Source organism: Solibacillus sp. FSL K6-1781 (genome assembly GCF_038630735.1).
GTDB classification, from domain to species: Bacteria; Bacillota; Bacilli; order Bacillales_A; family Planococcaceae; genus Solibacillus; species Solibacillus silvestris.
The window spans coordinates 533912-552318 of record NZ_CP152038.1; the positions used below are offsets into that span (position 1 = coordinate 533912).

General features: G+C 41.7%; 18 protein-coding genes, 1 riboswitch and 1 other annotated feature. Of the genes, 10 read left to right on the forward strand and 8 right to left on the reverse strand.

Annotation, left to right across the window (positions count from 1 at the left end; genetic code table 11):
* Window positions 1–186: 186 nt before the first annotated feature.
* The 7 genes from MHH37_RS02670 (at window position 187) to MHH37_RS02700 (ending at window position 8153) form a co-directional block, all read left to right on the forward strand.
* Entirely contained in the window at window positions 187–1800 is a 1614-nt protein-coding gene (locus tag MHH37_RS02670) for a long-chain fatty acid--CoA ligase (RefSeq protein ID WP_342576205.1), read from the forward strand.
* A gap of 111 nt (window positions 1801–1911) precedes the next feature.
* Window positions 1912–2598, forward strand: a complete 687-nt coding sequence (locus tag MHH37_RS02675) for a response regulator transcription factor (protein WP_342574880.1) — start codon at window positions 1912–1914, stop codon at window positions 2596–2598.
* A complete protein-coding gene (locus MHH37_RS02680) occupies window positions 2591–3835 on the forward strand; it encodes a HAMP domain-containing sensor histidine kinase (RefSeq protein WP_342574882.1) in 1245 nt (414 codons plus the stop codon). The genes MHH37_RS02675 and MHH37_RS02680 overlap by 8 nt, the downstream gene beginning before the upstream one ends.
* Before the next feature lie 162 nt (window positions 3836–3997).
* A complete protein-coding gene (locus MHH37_RS02685) occupies window positions 3998–5842 on the forward strand; it encodes a CotH kinase family protein (protein ID WP_342574884.1) in 1845 nt (614 codons plus the stop codon).
* 2 nt (window positions 5843–5844) lie between these two features.
* Window positions 5845–6549: a polyphosphate polymerase domain-containing protein gene (locus tag MHH37_RS02690; protein ID WP_342574886.1), complete on the forward strand. Its 705-nt coding sequence runs from the start codon at window positions 5845–5847 to the stop codon at window positions 6547–6549.
* An 18-nt stretch (window positions 6550–6567) separates the two neighbouring features.
* Complete coding sequence (locus MHH37_RS02695) at window positions 6568–7272, forward strand: DUF4956 domain-containing protein (RefSeq protein WP_008404602.1); 705 nt, start codon at window positions 6568–6570, stop codon at window positions 7270–7272.
* Window positions 7273–7289: 17 nt separating this feature from the next.
* Window positions 7290–8153: a peptidylprolyl isomerase gene (locus MHH37_RS02700; protein WP_342574888.1), complete on the forward strand. Its 864-nt coding sequence runs from the start codon at window positions 7290–7292 to the stop codon at window positions 8151–8153.
* Window positions 8154–8182: 29 nt separating this feature from the next.
* On the opposite strand, the gene MHH37_RS02705 is transcribed toward MHH37_RS02700, so the two are convergent.
* The 8 genes from MHH37_RS02705 to MHH37_RS02740 form a co-directional block, all read right to left on the reverse strand.
* Entirely contained in the window at window positions 8183–8413 is a 231-nt protein-coding gene (locus tag MHH37_RS02705; RefSeq protein ID WP_342574889.1) for a sulfate permease, read from the reverse strand.
* A 148-nt stretch (window positions 8414–8561) separates the two neighbouring features.
* Window positions 8562–9341 (reverse strand): tryptophan synthase subunit alpha, encoded by a 780-nt coding sequence (gene trpA / locus MHH37_RS02710; RefSeq protein WP_342574890.1) that lies wholly within the window; start codon window positions 9339–9341, stop codon window positions 8562–8564.
* Window positions 9338–10525, reverse strand: coding sequence for a tryptophan synthase subunit beta (trpB, locus tag MHH37_RS02715; protein WP_008404594.1), 1188 nt, complete (start codon window positions 10523–10525; stop codon window positions 9338–9340). The genes trpA and trpB overlap by 4 nt, the downstream gene beginning before the upstream one ends.
* Entirely contained in the window at window positions 10522–11139 is a 618-nt protein-coding gene (locus MHH37_RS02720) for a phosphoribosylanthranilate isomerase (RefSeq protein ID WP_342574891.1), read from the reverse strand. The genes trpB and MHH37_RS02720 overlap by 4 nt, the downstream gene beginning before the upstream one ends.
* The gene (trpC, locus tag MHH37_RS02725; RefSeq protein ID WP_342574892.1) at window positions 11136–11930 is read right to left on the reverse strand and encodes an indole-3-glycerol phosphate synthase TrpC; all 795 of its coding nucleotides are present in this window, start codon (window positions 11928–11930) and stop codon (window positions 11136–11138) included. The genes MHH37_RS02720 and trpC overlap by 4 nt, the downstream gene beginning before the upstream one ends.
* Complete coding sequence (trpD, locus tag MHH37_RS02730; protein WP_342574894.1) at window positions 11927–12964, reverse strand: anthranilate phosphoribosyltransferase; 1038 nt, start codon at window positions 12962–12964, stop codon at window positions 11927–11929. The genes trpC and trpD overlap by 4 nt, the downstream gene beginning before the upstream one ends.
* 5 nt (window positions 12965–12969) lie before the next feature.
* Window positions 12970–13953 carry a metal ABC transporter ATP-binding protein gene (locus MHH37_RS02735; protein WP_342574896.1) on the reverse strand — a complete coding sequence of 328 codons (984 nt, stop codon included), beginning with the start codon at window positions 13951–13953 and terminating at the stop codon, window positions 12970–12972.
* 117 nt (window positions 13954–14070) lie between these two features.
* Window positions 14071–14285: a binding site (T-box leader), on the reverse strand.
* A gap of 178 nt (window positions 14286–14463) precedes the next feature.
* Complete coding sequence (locus tag MHH37_RS02740; protein ID WP_342574898.1) at window positions 14464–14949, reverse strand: QueT transporter family protein; 486 nt, start codon at window positions 14947–14949, stop codon at window positions 14464–14466.
* Window positions 14950–14955: 6 nt separating this feature from the next.
* Window positions 14956–15000: riboswitch (PreQ1 riboswitch) on the reverse strand.
* 289 nt (window positions 15001–15289) lie between these two features.
* Here MHH37_RS02740 and MHH37_RS02745 point away from each other — a divergent pair.
* The 3 genes from MHH37_RS02745 (at window position 15290) to MHH37_RS02755 (ending at window position 18229) form a co-directional block, all read left to right on the forward strand.
* Window positions 15290–16306, forward strand: coding sequence for an ABC transporter substrate-binding protein (locus tag MHH37_RS02745; RefSeq protein WP_342574899.1), 1017 nt, complete (start codon window positions 15290–15292; stop codon window positions 16304–16306).
* Between the two features lie 95 nt (window positions 16307–16401).
* Window positions 16402–17442, forward strand: a complete 1041-nt coding sequence (locus MHH37_RS02750; RefSeq protein ID WP_008404577.1) for an ABC transporter permease — start codon at window positions 16402–16404, stop codon at window positions 17440–17442.
* Window positions 17435–18229 (forward strand): ABC transporter ATP-binding protein, encoded by a 795-nt coding sequence (locus MHH37_RS02755; protein ID WP_008404576.1) that lies wholly within the window; start codon window positions 17435–17437, stop codon window positions 18227–18229. The genes MHH37_RS02750 and MHH37_RS02755 overlap by 8 nt, the downstream gene beginning before the upstream one ends.
* The last annotated feature ends 178 nt before the right edge of the window (window positions 18230–18407 follow it).

Sequence of the window (18407 nt, forward strand, 5' to 3'; positions counted from 1 at the left end):
CCTAAAAGCAAAATTCTGTAATATTCGTTTCTCTAGTAAAATGAAATCGCTGCATTATTGACAAAATATTTTCATTTTTCAGTATATTATATTAGAATGATATTGTGGGAGAAATTAGGAGGTATTTTATTGGTAATGGGGATTGCCGGTAAGATAGTGCCTCATAAAAGGGGGAAATATATAATGATGATGCAAACACCACTCGTTCTAACAGATATGGTCAAGCGTGCAGAAACGTATTATGCACACAAAGAAATTATTTCACGTACAAGTGAAAAGAAGGTTCATCGCCTTACATACGGGCAATGGGTAAAGCGTACAAGAAAGCTAGCGCATGCATTAACAAAGCTGGGCATGGAGCGCGGTGATAAAATTGCGTCATTTGCCTGGAATCAGCATCGCCATTTAGAAGCGTATTTTGCGGTTCCATGCGCAGGTGCAATTTTGCATATGGTCAATATTCGCCTGTCAACGGAACATATTGCGTACATTATTAATCATGCGGGAGATAAAATAATTTTAATAGATGAAGATTTAGTGCCGCTCATTGAGGAAGTACAATCGGAATTGAAAACAATCGAGCATTACATCATTATGGCGGATGGGGAATTGCCGGAAACGACTTTGCCGAATGTACTGTCATATGAAGCATTGCTGGAAGAAGCAGATGAAAACTTTGCATTCCCGGAAGATTTGGATGAAAATGCGCCGGCAAGCATGTGCTATACAAGTGCGACAACAGGGAATCCAAAAGGGGTTGTGTATACACATCGTTCGCTCGTGCTGCATTCCATGTCGATTTCAATGGTGGATACGATGGCAATTTCAGAACGTGACACGATTTTACCGATTGTTCCAATGTTCCATGTCAACGCTTGGGGAATGCCGTTTGCAGCAGTGAATGTAGGGGCTACGCAAGTATTGATCGGCCCTCAATTTACCCCGGCACTAATATTGGAGTTCATTGAGCAGTACAATGTAACGAAAACGGCGGGTGTACCGACAATCTGGCTTGGCGCATTGCAGGAACAGGAAAAAAGAGCCCGTGATTTATCCACATTACAGGAAATTTTCTGTGGAGGATCGGCTTCACCAAAAGGCCTTATTAAAAAGTACGAAGAAATGGGCGTCAACTATATTGTGGTATACGGCATGACGGAAACTTCACCGATTGTTTCGATGTCACGTGATATGTCACATATGAATGACTGGTCATTGGATGAAAAAATTGAAACACGCGCAATGCAAGGCTTAACGGTTCCAGGAATTGAATCGAGCATCGTCAATGAAAATGGTGAAGTGCCTTGGGACGGAGAAACAATGGGCGAGCTGCGTCTGCGTGGTCCATGGATTGCGGCGGAATATTATAAAGATGAACGTACAGCGGAAGCCTTTTCTGATGGTTGGCTGTATACAGGGGATATCGCGGTTCGTTCAAAAGAGGGATTCATTAAAATAACAGACCGAACGAAAGATTTAATCAAATCCGGTGGTGAGTGGATATCATCCGTTGATTTGGAAAATGCGCTTATGTCGCATGAAGCGGTATTTGAAGCGGCAGTCATTGCTATTCCACACGCGAAATGGCAAGAGCGTCCGCTGGCATGTGTTGTCTTGAAAGAGGGGGCCAATACAACAAAAGAGGAACTTACCGCATTTTTGGGAGGTCAATTTGCAAAGTGGTGGCTGCCGGATGATATCGTCTTTCTAACGGAAATTCCGAAAACTTCTGTCGGAAAGTTCTTAAAGGCGAAGTTACGTGAAAATGTGAATGAAATTTATCCACAGCTTCAACTGTAATTTGAAATATGGGAACGCTCTGAATTACCGGGCGTTCCTTTTTTATATTTTTACTAGAATAAAAAGGGAAGGTGTGCAAAAATAATGGCAAGTTGATTTCAATTAAAGAAGGTGCGGAAATTGCGAATTTTAGTGGCGGACGATGATCATACATTGTGTGATAACATCGCGAAAATATTGAAGCTCGATTTTTATGCGGTTGATTCCGTATTTGATGGAGCGGAAGCGAAGGATTTAATCGATTACTATCAATACGATCTGCTCGTGCTCGACTGGATGATGCCGGAAGCTTTAGGAATTGAAGTATGCCGGTATGCACGGAGCAAAGGGTTTGATGGCGGAATTTTAATGCTGACAGCAAAAGATGCAACGGAAGACATTATCGAAGGATTGGATAATGGCGCGGATGACTATATGGTGAAGCCATTTAAAATGGAGGAGCTTCGTGCAAGAGTCCGGGCACTGTTGCGTCGGAAAAACAAAATGGTGGAAGAGGAAATCAGCGTAGGTTCGCTGAAGCTTAATAAAAACAAGCGGACCGTTTTTATTGAGAATTTCGAAGTAAGCCTGACGAAAAATGAATTTCTGCTGCTCGAATATTTAATTGAAAACAGAGGACAGGTACTGACACATGAACAGATGATCGACTATATTTGGGACATTGACGATAATGCCAATACAAATACGCTGGCAGCGCTCATCCGTCTAGTACGCAAGAAAATAGATATGGAAGATGAGCCGTCCTATATTCAAAGCATTCGCGGACTTGGCTATAAATTGAGGGACAGCGATGTTTAGAAAAATAAAAATGCGCCTCACATGGATGAATGCCATTAGCTATTTTGTTTTTCTCGTGCTGTTTTTAACTGTTTTCTATATATCCTTTGCGCAAATTTTGAACAAAGTACAGGAAAATATGGTTGAAAGCTATGCGGCTAACAATATCGATAAGTTTTTCAATATTTATAACGGACCACCGAAGCCTCCTCAGCGTTTTGAACTTGAAGTCGATCAAGTGAGCTTCTTTTATGTTGTTAACCGTGATCTGGAGATTTTGTACGGAGAAGAGCTGCATGCCGGATTCAATGAAGTATTGCAGGAAAATTTAACGCCGGTAGAGACGAAACAGTTTAAACGATATGACTACGAAGGCGAAACATTGCTCGTCATGACACAGGCTGTGCGCATGAAAGGGGAGACATTAGGCTATATCGCAGTTGGCCAGGATGTCACGACATATGAAGAACTGTTACAAAACGTGCTTATTTTACTTATCATGCTGCTGACTGTTTCAAGTATCGGCATCGGGATATTAAGTTATTTCCTAGTGAAAAAATCGATGGCACCAATTCAAACATCGTATGAGCAACAGCGCCAATTCGTAGCAAATGCTTCTCACGAGCTCCGGACACCGCTTGCCGTACTGTACAGCTCGCTGGAATTATTCGAAGCGCAGATGAAGCAAAAGGAAACCGATTATCCAACAGATACGATGGATGATATGAAAAATGAAGCGAATTATATGAATGACATGCTTTCAAGTTTGCTTACGTTAACACGTTCGGATCAAAATCAAATTCAGTTGACAATCAGTGAAGTGGATTTATCGAAAGTACTCATTCAGCGAACACGCCGCTTTGCCAAAACGGTGCAGCATCTATCATTTCAGCTCGATATTGAAGAGGATTTGACGATTGAAGCGGATAAAATATTGGTAGAGGAACTGCTTTATATTTTATTGAAAAATGCAGTGACCTATACAACGGAAGGTACGGTTCATGTTCGCGCATATAAGGAAACAAGCTTCGTGAAAATCGAAGTGGCAGATACCGGTATCGGCATTGCGGAGGAAGATTTGCCTCATATTTTCGAAAGGTTTTACCGGGCAGATAAAATACGCAATAAATCAGGAACGGGGCTCGGACTTGCCATCGCAAAAGTCATTACTGATTTGCATGGCGGGCAAATTACAGTAAAAAGCGAGCTAGGCGCAGAGACAGCATTTACTGTTGAATTGCCGATTGTTCAAAAATAGGCGAGGAGTCTTATTAAAAAGTCTTCCGCAACAAAACAAAATACATGAATCAAAAAACTCAACTTTTCTCTTCTGGAGGAAAATTGAGTTTTTTTATTTATCCGGACCATTTTTTCATTTTCATTTCATTTTTCCTCTGTATTGTAACGTTTGTAAGGAGGAATGACTTTGAAAGTGCGTACAAGATGGCTAGTTGTGCCAATTATTTTAACGGTTGCCGTCGTGATAGCTGCAGTTTATGGGCTGAAGTATTTTAACGTAGAAAAATCAACAGCAGGCTATGACTATAAAGAGCAGTTATTTAAGGAAGATGAACTCGCAGTCGTAGAAATAACGGTGAGTGACAGCAACTGGAATAAAATTTTGGACAATCCAACTGCCGAGGAATATGTGGAAGCAAAAGTAACGATTAACGGTGAAGCATATGACAATGTAGGTGTTCGTGCAAAAGGGAACTCCTCATTATCAAGTGTGGCGAACAGCGATTCAGAGCGTTACAGTCTAAAAGTGGATTTTGCTCAATATGATACGAACCAGACGTTTTACGGTTTGGAGAAAATCAATTTAAACAATAACTTTTCAGATACAACACAAATGAAGGAATTTGTCTCATACGAACTGATGGAACAGCTGGGAATCGTGACACCAGCACACTCTTATGTAAAAGTGCTTGTGAATGGTGAATATTACGGACTGATGCTTGCCGTTGAAGAAATTGGAGAAGCCTTTGCGAAAACAAATTTCGGATCGACAGAAGGGTTTATTTTTAAACCAGAAGGCGATGGCAGTGATTTAGCCTATAAATCGGATGATACAGATGATTACGCCGGAATTTTTGATGAAGTAAAAATGAACAAAAAAACGGCTGAAAAAAATTCAAATGTCGTCAACATGCTGAAAGAAATTAGCGAGGGTGACACCTCTTCGGTAAATATTGACGAGGCAGCACGCTATTTCGCATTAAATACGGCACTTGTCAGCATGGACAGTTATCAAGGCTCATTCAAGCATAACTACTATTTATATGAAGATGAAAATGGACAATTCTCGGTTATTCCATGGGATTATAACATGTCATTCGGTGGATTTGGCGGTGGGGGCGGTCGTCCGGACGGGAAAGTCAATGCCGATGCCGGGCAAAATAACGAAGCACAAACAGAAGAACCCACAAACAATCCGCCACAGATAAACGGTGATATGGGAGGTGGCGGTATGATGCTTAACGAAACGATCATAACCGACTCCAATATTAATTTCAGTATTACGGAGCCTGTATCGGGAACAACCGTTGATGCACGTCCATTATTGAAAATTATTTTAGAGAACGAAGAAGCGCGGGCGTTATATGACGGTTATTTAGAAAAAATAGCGGCTGAAATTTTAACAGAACAAAATGTACTTGCGATTACAACTAAATTACAAGATTTGCTGCAGGAAGCAGTAGAAGAGGATCCATCCAAATTTGCAACGACAGAGCAATTCCTGGCAGGAGTGAGCGGTGAACAAAGCTTGCCGGAATTTGCAAAACAGCGCAGCGAATCGATTTTAAAGCAGCTTGCCGGTGAAATTGAAGGTGTATCAGGTGCAGGATCAGGATTTGGCGGTGCCCCGGGCGGTGAAATGAATGGCGAAATGTCTGAAATGAACGGCCAAGCCCTACCGGATTTCGGGAACAACGGGCAAGGGAATGCCAATCAAGGGCGCGGTAATCGTCCACAAAGAAATGGACAGCTACCCGCGAACGGTGAAAACGGAGCACAGGGCGGACCACCGGAAATGAACGGAGAGATGCCAAACTTCGAGAATATGCCGGAAATGAACGGAGAATTATCCAATTTCGAGAACATGCCCCAAATGAATGGTATGCCAGGGCAGCAACGTACAAACGACGCGGCAACAGGCAGTTCAAAACAAACGATCATCATATTGGCAGCTTCCTTTGCAGCAGTCATTATCGCAATCGGTGCTGTTGTAATCCTAAGCAGAAGAAAATATAAAAAGGGGTGAGCATGGTGCGAAAACAAACATCCTATAATCCAAATGGCCGCAGTGAAATGAAATTTGGGATTACGTATATTGACTATCAAATTTTAAAAATGAAGCTGCGTCATATGATGAAGCTCGATCCGCATGCAAATGCAAACGGGCGTTATCTCATCCGTTCCTGTTATTTCGACAACTTCGACAATAAGGTAATGAACGAAAAGAAGGAAGGCTTTTTAAACCGGGATAAATACCGGGTGCGAATATACAACAAAAGCGATGCGGTTATTCATCTTGAGCGCAAATCGAAGCGCAATAACCAGACATACAAATCTAAATGTCCACTGACAAAAAAAGAATTTGAGCAATTGCGTGTAAATGATTTCGAATGGATGAAAGGTGATGAGCGTTCATTAATCCGAGATTTGTACAAAGACATCAGACTTTATCACCTGAAACCAACGACCGTTGTCGACTATGAACGTGAAGCCTACTTGTATGAGCATGGCAATGTGCGTATAACATTCGATTGCAAAGTACAGACAAGCTTGCGCAATACCGATATGTTCGACAAAAACTTACCAATGGTCGATGTACTTGATCAAAATGAAGTCATTTTGGAAGTGAAGTACGACGAGTACTTGCCGGCAATTATTAAAATGTTGCTGCAAGGCATTCATACGCGCCATGAAGCGTACTCAAAATATCAGTTAAGCCGCATGTTCGGCTAAATATAGGAGGAATTTTAAGTGTTTACATTATTAGCAGCAACGAATATCACCAATTTTGATGATATTTTTAAATCGAGTTTCTTAGAAAAGACGTCCAGTTTTTCTTTAATCGATGCATTGATCGGACTGGCAAGTGCCTTTTTATTAGGTGTGTTTATTTACTTCATATATAAGAAAACATTTAACGGCGTTGTGTACTCTCATTCGTTCAATATTTCGTTGATGATTATGGCTATGGCAACAGCGCTTGTCATTATGGGGATCAGTCAAAACGTTTTATTATCACTTGGTATGGTCGGTGCATTATCAATCGTTCGTTTCCGTACACCGATTAAAGACCCGATGGATTTAATATTCCTGTTTTGGTCAGTAGTAGTCGGAATTTTATGTGGTGCAGGATTTATTCCTTTAGCGGTAATCGGTTCAGTCATTATTGGAGTAGTCATCATTGTTTTCCAAAATAAAATTGTAATCGAAAATCCGTACTTAGTTGTAGTACGTTTTGAGCATGAAGAAACGAATGCAGTAATTGAAAGATTGTTGAGAGAAGCCTCAAAACGTTATTTACTAAAATCAAAATCGGTGATGAATGATGAACAAATGGAAGTCACATATGAAGTACGCTTAAAAGGGAACGATGCTGCTTTCGTATCAACATTATCAAAAGTAGAAGGTGTGTCATCAGCGGTAATGTTAAGCTATGACGGCAACTTCACAGCCTAAAAACAAGGAGTGTACTAATGAAAAAAACTTTAATCGGTATCACAATGACGGCTTCATTTTTGTTGGCGGCATGTGGTAATACAGATAACGAGATTGTGGCAACAACGGCTTACGGGGATATTACAAAATCTGGATTTTATGAGCAAATGAAAGAAATAGCCGGAACAACTCTTTTGGAACAAGTCGTAATTGATAAAATTTTAACGGATCAGTATGAAGTATCGGACAAAGAAATAGAGGAACAGCTCGAAACGTATAAAGAAATGTACGGAGAAAGCTTTGAATCGGCTTTGGCGACGAATGGCTATACAGAAGAAACATTCAAGGACACAATACGCTTCCAATTGCTCCAGCAAAAAGCGATGGAAGATGTTGAAGTAACAGAGGAAGAAATCGAGACCTATTATGAGCAAGGGAAATATGAGCTTCATACACGCCACATTTTAGTAGAGACGGAAGAAGAGGCGCAGCAATTGTATGAGCAAATTTCGGAAGGCGGCGATTTTGAATCGGTTGCTAAAGAAAGCTCGCAGGATAGCGAAACAGCTGAAAACGGCGGCGATCTAGACTGGCTGTCAATTTCTGATATGGAGACAACATTTGCAGATGCGGCAAATGCGTTAGAAACTGGAGAAGTATCAGAGCCGGTGGAAAGTACTTTAGGCTTTGAAATTATTCAGCTAGTAGATAAACGTGAAGTGAAAGACTATGCTTCACTGGAAGAGCAAAAAGAAGAAATCAAAAAGACATTGAGAGAGCGAATTGTTGCGAATACTGAGTGGGAAACAGTAGAAGCACGTTTGTTGAAAGAAGCAAATGTTACAATTAAAGATGCTGATTTTAAAGGTGCATTTAGCGAAACATTAAATGAAGAAGAGTAAACGAAAAATAAAAACGGGAACGCATCGTTTTACCGAGCGTTCCCGTTTTTCGTCGTCCCGCCTACGAAAAAGCGTTTCATAAGGGAGAGTCCTAAATTGAATAGGAAAATGATCAGTGCAACACGAAAGAAAGCAACGAAATATTGCCAAGTAGTTGTACTTTCAATAAAAAGGTTCGGCATATTATCGACTAATGCGTAAATAAAATAACCCGCCAGTCCAATAAAAAACAAACCGGCAAAAAAGTCCTTTACATTCATTTTGAACCTCCACTAAATAGGATTTAATCAAAGGATACCATATAAAGGAAATGTAATATATAGAAGAAAGCAGGATGCAAAAGAGCTGATTGGGTAGGAGAAAACCTCCTATTCACCAAGCCGTTGCATACTCTATTATACGTGGCAATTAAATTGCGGCCGTCTTCTTCGTTGCCTGTACAAGCGCTTCAATTGTTGCCCAGTCTTGCTCAACGAGTGCCGTAACAATTTTACTGCCGACAATTACGCCATCCGCAATGTCGCCGAAGCTTTTTACATGTTCAGTCGTAGATATACCGAATCCTGCTAGAACCGGAATATTGCTCGCTGCTTTCAGGTTTGCAAAGTGCCCGGCAAGTTCCGCGGCAAAGCTTGCACGTTCACCGGTAATACCATTTACCGTAACGGCATAAACGAAGCCTTCACTTGCTGCGGCTAATTTCTTAATACGTTCAGGTGGGCTCATCAATGATACGAGCTGGACAAGCGCAATGCCGTTTACCTTTAAAGCATCATGCAATAAAGCACTTTCTTCATAAGGCATATCCGGTACAATCAGCCCTTGAACACCACCGCGTTTTGCATCCTCGGCAAATGCTTCAATTCCATAAGCTAAAATCGGGTTTAAGTACGTCATGACAACGAGCGGAATATGGATATCCTGTGCAAAGCTTTGCAGTTCAGCTAGTACTTTTTTCAATGACACACCGTGGGCAAGTGCACGTTCACCGGCTTGTTCAATCGTTGGTCCATCTGCTACAGGATCTGTAAATGGAATACCGACCTCAATTGCGGAAACCCCGATTTGCTGCAACTTTAAGATAGTAGGTTTTAAAGTTTCAAGCCCGCCATCGCCTGCCATAATATAAGGAACAAATGCCTTATCACCTGTTGCTAATACGTCTTCAAGCTGTTTTTGCAATGTCATTTCAAGCCACCTCCAAGTTTATCCATTAATGTATGAACATCTTTGTCCCCGCGTCCTGATAAGCAAACAACAACAATTTCATCAGCAGGACGGTTCTTAGCAAATTGACTTGCATAGTAAATGGCATGCGCGCTTTCCAATGCAGGCAAGATTCCTTCTGTTTCACATAACAGCTTCACACCTTCAAGTGCCTGTTCATCGGTAACAGAAGGGTAGGCAGCACGACCTGTTTCATGTAAATGACAGTGCTCAGGTCCAACTCCCGGATAATCAAGTCCTGCTGAAATTGAATGGGCTTCTTGAACAAAACCGTTATCATCCTGCAATAAGTACATGAACGCACCGTGAAGGACACCTGTTTTTCCAACATGAATTGCTGCCGCATGCTTGTCGGTATTGACACCAGAACCTGCAGCTTCCACGCCATATAATGCTACATCCTGATCTTCCACGAACGGGTAGAACATTCCGATTGCATTACTGCCGCCGCCAATACAAGCAATAACTGTATCCGGAAGACGTCCTTCCTGCTGTAAAATTTGGGCACGTGTTTCATCCCCAATGACACGCTGGAAATCACGGACAATTGTAGGGAAGGGGTGTGGCCCAAGTGCTGATCCTAAAATGTAATGCGTATCTTCTATATGAGTAACCCAGTGACGCAATGCTTCATTAACCGCATCTTTTAAGGTTGCGGAACCTTTTTCTACTGCAACAACTTTTGTCCCGAGTAGCTCCATACGGAAAACGTTCAGTTGCTGACGGCGCACATCTTCTGCCCCCATATAAACGATACATTCCATATCAAGCAATGCACACGCAGTTGCTGTTGCGACACCATGCTGACCTGCCCCTGTTTCAGCGACAATCTTTTTCTTCCCCATACGCTTTGCTAAAAGTGCTTGGCCGATCGCATTATTTATTTTATGTGCGCCAGTATGATTTAAATCTTCACGCTTTAAATAGATTTTTGCACCGCCGACTTTTTTTGTTAAACGCTCCGCAAAATAAAGTGGAGTTTCCCGTCCGACATATTGCTTTAAATAATAGTCAAGTTCTTCCTGGAAAGAGGGGTCCTTTTTTGCTTCCTCATATGCAAGCTCCAATTCCTCAAGTGAAGTCATCAATGTCTCTGGCACAAATTGACCGCCGAATCGCCCGAAGCGTCCTTTTACTGTCGTCATAAAATCAACTCTCCTTTTGCTGTTTCAATAAAATTCGTAATCGCTGCTGAACTTTTTCGACCATCTACTTCTACACCACTTGAAACATCTACCGCAAATGGCTCGACAAGCATAATCGCCAGCCCAACATTTTCATTATTTAATCCGCCTGCCAAAATAACCTTTTCAAGCGGGATTTTCACTTTATCGAGGAGCATCCAGTCAAAGGATTTTCCGCTCCCTCCACGGAAGTCACTTCCAGGCGCATCAAACAAATAGTAGTCTACATCATATGTCGCCGCACGCATCACATCCTCTTCGCCACGAATCGAAAACGCTTTAATTGCCGGCAGTCCGATCTCCTGAATTTGTTCGGGCGTCTCGTCCCCGTGATACTGGATATAATCGAGTCCGACTTCTTTTGCAATTTGACGAATAGTGGCTGACTCTTCATTGACAAAAACCCCGACTTTTTTAACTGTACTCGGAATTGCCTTTGCCAGTTCCACTGCTTCCTCTACTGTAATGCGTCGTTTACTGGGCGCAAACATAAATCCGATAAAATCAGCACCTGCTTTGACCGCTGTTTCCACATGTTCGATTTCTTTTAATCCGCAAATTTTTACTTTTGTCATCGATTTTCGCCAACCTTTGCTGTTATGTCGATTTGTAGGGCTTTAAGTGATTTTTTGACGTTTCCGCTCCGCATTAATGCCTCGCCGACTAATATTCCTTTTGCGCCAGCATTCGCCACAAACTGTGCATCTTCCGGACCTGAAATGCCGCTTTCACTAATAAAAGCAATTGGTGATGGGGGAAGAAGCTGCGCAATTTCAAGTGTTGCTGAAAGTGAAACATCGAATGTTTTCAAATTCCGGTTATTCACCCCGATAATGTTTGCCCCAATGGCAAGGGCACGCTTTAATTCCTCGGCATCATGTACTTCAACGAGCACTTCAAGCTGTTTTTCTGTCGCATAGGCGTGTAGGGATTTCAGCTGAACGTCTGTTAATGCTGCGACAATCAACAGTACAACCGATGCGCCGGCGGCCTTTGCATAGTCGATCTGCACTTCATGGATGATGAAGTCTTTACATAAAACAGGGATGTTTACGGCATTTGCAACTGCATTTAAATCCGCATAGCTTCCTTTAAAAAATGCGCGCTCTGTCAATACGGAAATACAGGCAGCACCTGCTTCTTCATATTGTAAAGCTTGCTCAACAGGGTCGACTTCTGTCGCAATATCACCTTTGGAAGGGGAGGCACGCTTCATTTCCGAAATTACTTGCAATGAATTGGCTGACATCAATGTTTCATATAAAGAAGGTCGGGCCTTATCAATTGATAAAAACACAGGCTTTGTCGAAAGCAATTGTGGCAGCTCAGTCTTTTTTTGGTCAATAATACGGTCTAAAATCGTCATTTTACGGGTTCCTCCTGCATCTGTTTTTGGCTATAAGCAACGATATTTTCTAATTTTTCATAAGCGCGTCCTGACATAATGCTGTCCTTCGCCATATCGATTCCTTCCTTCATCGTCTCGGCAAGCCCATATGCAAAGAAGCCAATGCCGGCATTTAAGAGAACCGTATCGAAATAAACGCTTTGTTTTCCTTTTAATAAATCACGCATAATGTCCGCATTTTCTGCAGGAGTGCCGCCGCGTATGGCAGAAAGTGGCTGGGCGGCTAAACCGACATCTTCAGCGCGCAGTTTAAATGGAATCATATCCCCGCGGTCTAACAGCACAAAAGTGTTTTCACCATCCAGTGATGCTTCATCCATTCCTTGTGCACCTGAAACGACGATTGCACGCTCACGTCCAAGCATATGGAGCACTTCCGCATACTCGGTCGTGAAGTTCGGTCGGTTAATGCCGACAAACTGTGTTTTTAATGGAACAGGGTTTGTCAGGGGGCCGACTAAATTGAAAATCGTCGGCTTGCCGATTGCCTGTCGCACTTCACCGATTCGCTTTAATTTTGGATGCATATTCGGTGCATGTAAAAAGGCGATACCATGTTGTTTGAGTAATTCGGATGTTTGCTCGATATTCGGCAATAGCGTAATGCCAAGTGCCTCTAACACATCCGAACTTCCTGAAGCACTTGATACTTTTCTGTTGCCGTGCTTCGCTACCGAAATGCCTCCACCTGCCAATACAAAAGCGGAAGTCGTACTAATATTGAAGCTTTGAAGTCCGTCGCCACCTGTGCCACAATTATCGATATAAATGCCTTCTGGTACGTCGACGGCCACGGCATGTGATTTCATTACAGAAGCTAAACCTGCAACTTCGTGTGACGTTTCTCCTTTTGCACTCATGGCTGTTAAAAAGGAGGCGATCTGTTCTTTCGTTGTTTGCTCATTAAAAATAAGCTGTGCCGCCTGCTGCATTTCCTCAAAAACTAAGTGCTCTTTTCGCTCAATCTGTTCAATGTATGGAAGTAAAGACATGTTCATCATCCTTTCAGTAAAGAGTGGAATGGCACTTCTTCATCTGCTTTCGAATGAAGCTGAGCGACATTTCCTTGAATTATTATCGTCTGTTCAGGTGTTGTGAAATCGACTTGCCCATTAAAGCCGATATAGCCGATCAAGCCTTGTGCTGGTAATAGCCCTTTCACGATATCGATTGCATGAAGGGTAGGGCTTAACGTACCTGTTGTAACATTGGCAAGTTGTTGCACTGAATTTTCCGTACTATAGCGTTCAATTGACGGTGCATCATTCGTAACGGAAATATTCCCGTCCCTTACTTGCATGTAGTTTGATTGTGACGTACCGATTACTGTGCAATCATCAAATTCGACATAGTACATATATGGTGCAGCGTGCTCAATGCGCATTTTTCGATAAAGAGAAAGGGCGTCACCTGTAAATTGTGCGCGATAACGTTCATTTTCATCTTTTTCGACATGTTGCAATGTGTAGGCTGACTGTTCAGGTGTTGGTGTTGTAAATAGCTGTTCAATTAATAGATCAATGTTTGGCTCTACTTGCTCTGCTTCAATATTTGTATGGAAAACAGCGATTTCATCTGTTAAATGATCAAAAATAACGAGTGTATCGTAAACGTGAAACTGCAGTTCAGGCAATGGCTTTTGCAATGCGTGAATATAGCCGATCCCGCCACCTGTAAACGGATATTCCGTATGTGACGAAATACGCGGCATCGCTTGTTTTAAGAGTTGGATCAGTTCGCCTTCATATGTGTAGGCTTTTTTTGAATGATGCGTATGATCTAAGAGCTGATCATCTGTCCCGATATATGTTTTGCGGGGATTGACCCCGATGAACGAATAGCGTCCATTGCCATCATATTTAGAGGAACTTTCCAATAAAAACTTCCGTTCACCTTGCAATCGCTGGAAAATAGAAATCGGTGTCAGTAAATCCCCATTTACTTTTTTCATTGATGTACGAAAATGTTGCTGAACTACCATTTGAAACACTCCTTTTTTGAAATAAACTACGCCTTTACGATTCGGATTATTTAGCAATCTTGTAATTAAAGTTTGCTGAATAAAAAAAAATCGCCCTCAGCAAAAGAATTAACTTTTGCTGAGGACGATCTGCACCGCGTTGCCACCTCGTTTGAAGCATGCCAAAAAAGCCATGCCTCCACTTAAACCTGATAACGGCAGGGTACCGTCCACCGACTAGCGCCAGCAGCTTTCATAAGGCCCATTCACATTTACCTTTTGACGTATTTTCACCATCCATACGCTCTCTGGACAAAACAATAAATGCTACTCTTCTTATTCAACAATTTACTCAACTAAGCTCAACTAAACGAAAACGGTGGTCGCGCTCCCGCAACCTGCTACCGTAAATAACAATTTAATATGCTTTATTCTAACACTGAAAAACGAAATGTCAAACAATTCTAAAATGTTTTCGCTAAATAAAAAAACCAGCTGGCGTTCAAAAACCAGCTGGTGAAACAATCGATACTAAATTAATTTTTTGAAATTCAATCGTTTATTTAAAATGTACATAATCGGTGCTCCAACCGCCAATACAACAAATTCGCCAAATGCTACAAACAGCCAAGTTTCCCAGAACGGGAAGCCGAGAACAATATTCAGCTGTGCTGCAATGATAAACATTGTAAACGTAAATAGCGTTGTATTAATGATCAGACGAGCCCAAATATTTTTCACAAACTTACAAATGAATATGAAAATTCCCAGTGTAATAATCGTATGTCCCACACCGAATATTAAGTCAATTGGACCGATTGAAGACAGCAGGAAATTGGAAATAAATACACCTAAAACAACACCTAACATATAGCGCGGGTTAAAAGCGACTAAATGGTTAAAAATTTCGGCAATACGGAACTGTACTTGCCCAAAGCTAATTGGTGCAACAAGCATTGTGACAGCAATATACAATGCTGCAATAATGGCACTCGCTGCAATAAACTTTACTTTCATATGGAATTCCTCCTAGTTTTTTAACGTGGGATGGTTACGAACCACGCAAAGCAACTGCAATCATAGCAATATTGAAAATAAAAGTAAAGATTTATAGGTCTTTTTTTTCAATAATTATTCGAAAAATTTACAAAGAGTAAAAAGTTCAACAAACCCCGCCGCATAGCGGTTTGAAGTGTAGCAAGTAAATTTTAAAATAAGGCGCATTACCTAGAATAAATTCAGAAGATTCTAAATGTTATTGACTATCTAAATATGACGCGGTAATATTATTTCAACACACTTCATCCAAATGAAGTTCGGCGCTTTAAACCGATAAAGTAAACTAGGGGGAAATAAGATGAGAAAAAACTTAATGAAGCTGTCCTTTTTATTATTCGGGCTTCTTTTATTATTAGCTGCTTGTGGCACGGAAGAGAGCGAGACATCTTCGAATGAGACAACAAAAGGCGAGGCTGTAGATACAGCTAATGCAGATAGTGAAAAAACATTTAAAATCGGAACAACACAAATTGTTGAGCATCCATCATTAGATGCAGCAAAAGAAGGATTTAAAAAAGCAATTGAAGATGCAGGTATTAAAGCAGAATACGTAGATAAATCAGCAAACAACGATAACAGTGCGAACATGACAATCGCCCAGCAGTTAGTCGGGGATAATGTAGATCTGATTTTCGCGAATTCAACACCTTCAGCACAGGCGGCAAAAAGCGCAACATCTGATATTCCGGTTATCTTCACATCGGTAACGGATGCAGTAGGTGCAGAATTGATCGAGTCAATGGCAACACCTGGTGCTAACGTAACAGGTACGATTGATTTACATCCGGAAACAATGCCGAAAACAGTTGCTTTCCTAAAAGAATTAGGGGCAAAAAATGTAGGGATGGTATTTAACGCTGGTGAGCAAAACTCAGTTGCACAAATTGCGGCAGTAAAAGAAATTGCAGCAAAAGAAGGCGTAACGATTGTGGAAGCAGCGGTATCTGCTTCATCTGAAGTACGCCAGGCAGCAGAATCATTAGTAGGAAAAGTAGATGCATTTTATATTATTACAGATAATACTGTTGTATCGGCACTTGAATCTGTAATCGAAGTAGCAGATGCAAACAAATTACCGCTAGTTGTTGGTGAGCTTGATTCAGTAGAGCGAGGCGGTTTAGCAGCATACGGTTTCGAATACTACGATATCGGCTATGAAGCAGGGCAAATGGCGGCACAAATTTTATTAGAAGGCAAATCACCTTCAGAAGTTCCAGCTGCATACCCGGCAAACTTAAAATTGGTAATCAATAAAGCAACAGCAGAAAACTTAGGCTTGGAAATTAAGCCTGAATGGGAAGCCGAAGTACAATAATTCACTTTATCGAAAAAAGCAAGTCAGCCTAAACAGGGATAAATGTTTGGGCTGATTTGCTTAAAACTTTTAAAAAAGTCAGGAGATGATTCGAGATGTTTACAGCTATGTTTGGGTCAGTGGAGCAAGGGATCATCTATGCAATTATGGCGCTTGGGGTTTATTTAACATTCCGCGTGCTGGATTTTCCGGATTTAACGGTTGATGGAAGCTTTGTAACGGGTGCAGGGACGGCAGCGATGATGATCGTACTTGGTTATAATCCGTTGCTTGCCACATTGGTTGCAACAGTTGCTGGATTTATTGCTGGATGCATGACAGGAATTTTACACACTAAAGGGAAAATTAATCCACTGCTTGCAGGGATTTTAATGATGATTGCCCTCTATTCGATCAATCTTCGAATTATGGGGTTAAGCTCAGATACCGGTGTAACACGACCAAATATTCCATTATTGAATTCGGAAACAGTTTTTTCGACGTTCGGAGCTTTCTGGTCGAATTTAGGCATTGATTCCGCGATTACAAACCTATTGAAATCAATGGGCTTAGCTTCTGTTCCAACAACTTGGGGAATTTTAATTTTAATGGTTGTTGTCACGGCGGTTATTAAACTAGTAGTAGACTGGTTCTTAAAAACGGAAATCGGTCTGGCAATCCGTGCAACAGGTGACAATAAACGAATGATTCGCAGCTTTTCGGCAAATACCGATTCACTCGTCATCTTAGGGCTGGGAATTTCGAATGGTATGGTGGCATTATCGGGTGCCTTGATTGCCCAATATACAAAGTTTGCCGATGTCGGACTGGGAATTGGTATGATCGTTGTCGGATTGGCGTCTGTAATTATCGGCGAAGCGATTTTCGGAACAAAGTCGATTGTTCGTGTCACATTTGCAGTTATTGCCGGGGCAATAATTTACCGAATGATTTACGCATTGGCTTTACGTGTGAAATGGCTTGACTCAGGTGATATGAAATTAATTACGGCGGTTATCGTTATTCTAGCGCTAGTAATCCCGCAAATCGTAGGGAAATATAAAGAGAAAAAGAGAAAAGCAAAACGTTTGGAAGAGCGTCTCGCATTACAGCAGGCAGAAGTAGATATTGAGCAGGGAGGGAAGAGCCTTGCTTAAATTAGATGGCATTAATAAAGTGTTTAACGAAGGAACACCCGATGAGAAAATTGCACTGGACAATATTAACTTGCATTTGGCACCTGGTGACTTCGTTACAATTATCGGAAGTAACGGTGCCGGTAAATCGACAATGATGAATATGATTTCCGGAGCATTAACACCCGACTTTGGCTCTGTCGAAATTAACGGCAATAATTTAACCCGTTTGCCGGAGTATAAGCGTGCTGTCCATATCGGCCGTGTTTTCCAAGATCCAATGGCAGGGACAGCACCAACGATGACGATTGAAGAAAACTTGGCGATCGCCTACTCGCGCAACACGAAGCGTTCATTGCGTTTTGGTGTTGATAAAAAGCGTCGAGAGTTTTTCAAAACGTCATTGGAAAAGCTGCATTTGAATTTGGAAAATCGTTTATCGGCTAAAGTCGGGCTATTATCGGGTGGGGAACGCCAGGCATTAAGTTTATTAATGGCGACATTTACGAAGCCTTCAATTTTGCTGCTTGATGAACATACAGCAGCACTCGACCCATCACGCGCAGAACTTATTACAAAGCTGACAAAAGAGCTTGTCGAGGAAAGCCAGCTGACAACACTGATGGTCACGCATAATATGCAGCAGGCGCTCGATTTGGGGAATCGCCTCATCATGATGGATAAAGGTCAGATCATTCTGGAAGTCGGCGAAGACCGCAAACAGGACTTGACGATTCCGGATTTAATGCACGAATTCGAACAAATCCGCGGCGAAAAAATGAACTCAGACCGCGCGCTGTTAGGGTAATTGAAAAGTTCCGGACAGATATCGAGCTTCTTTTAATGAGTAAGCATCAATTTGAATTAAAACTTGATTAATTGATTGGAGTGAAGGGGCGACTCCTGGGGGATAAGCGTGACGCCTGAGACTAGGAATAAAAGCTAAAAGAACGCCACGTCCTGTGGCAACGCTTTTGTGACCAACA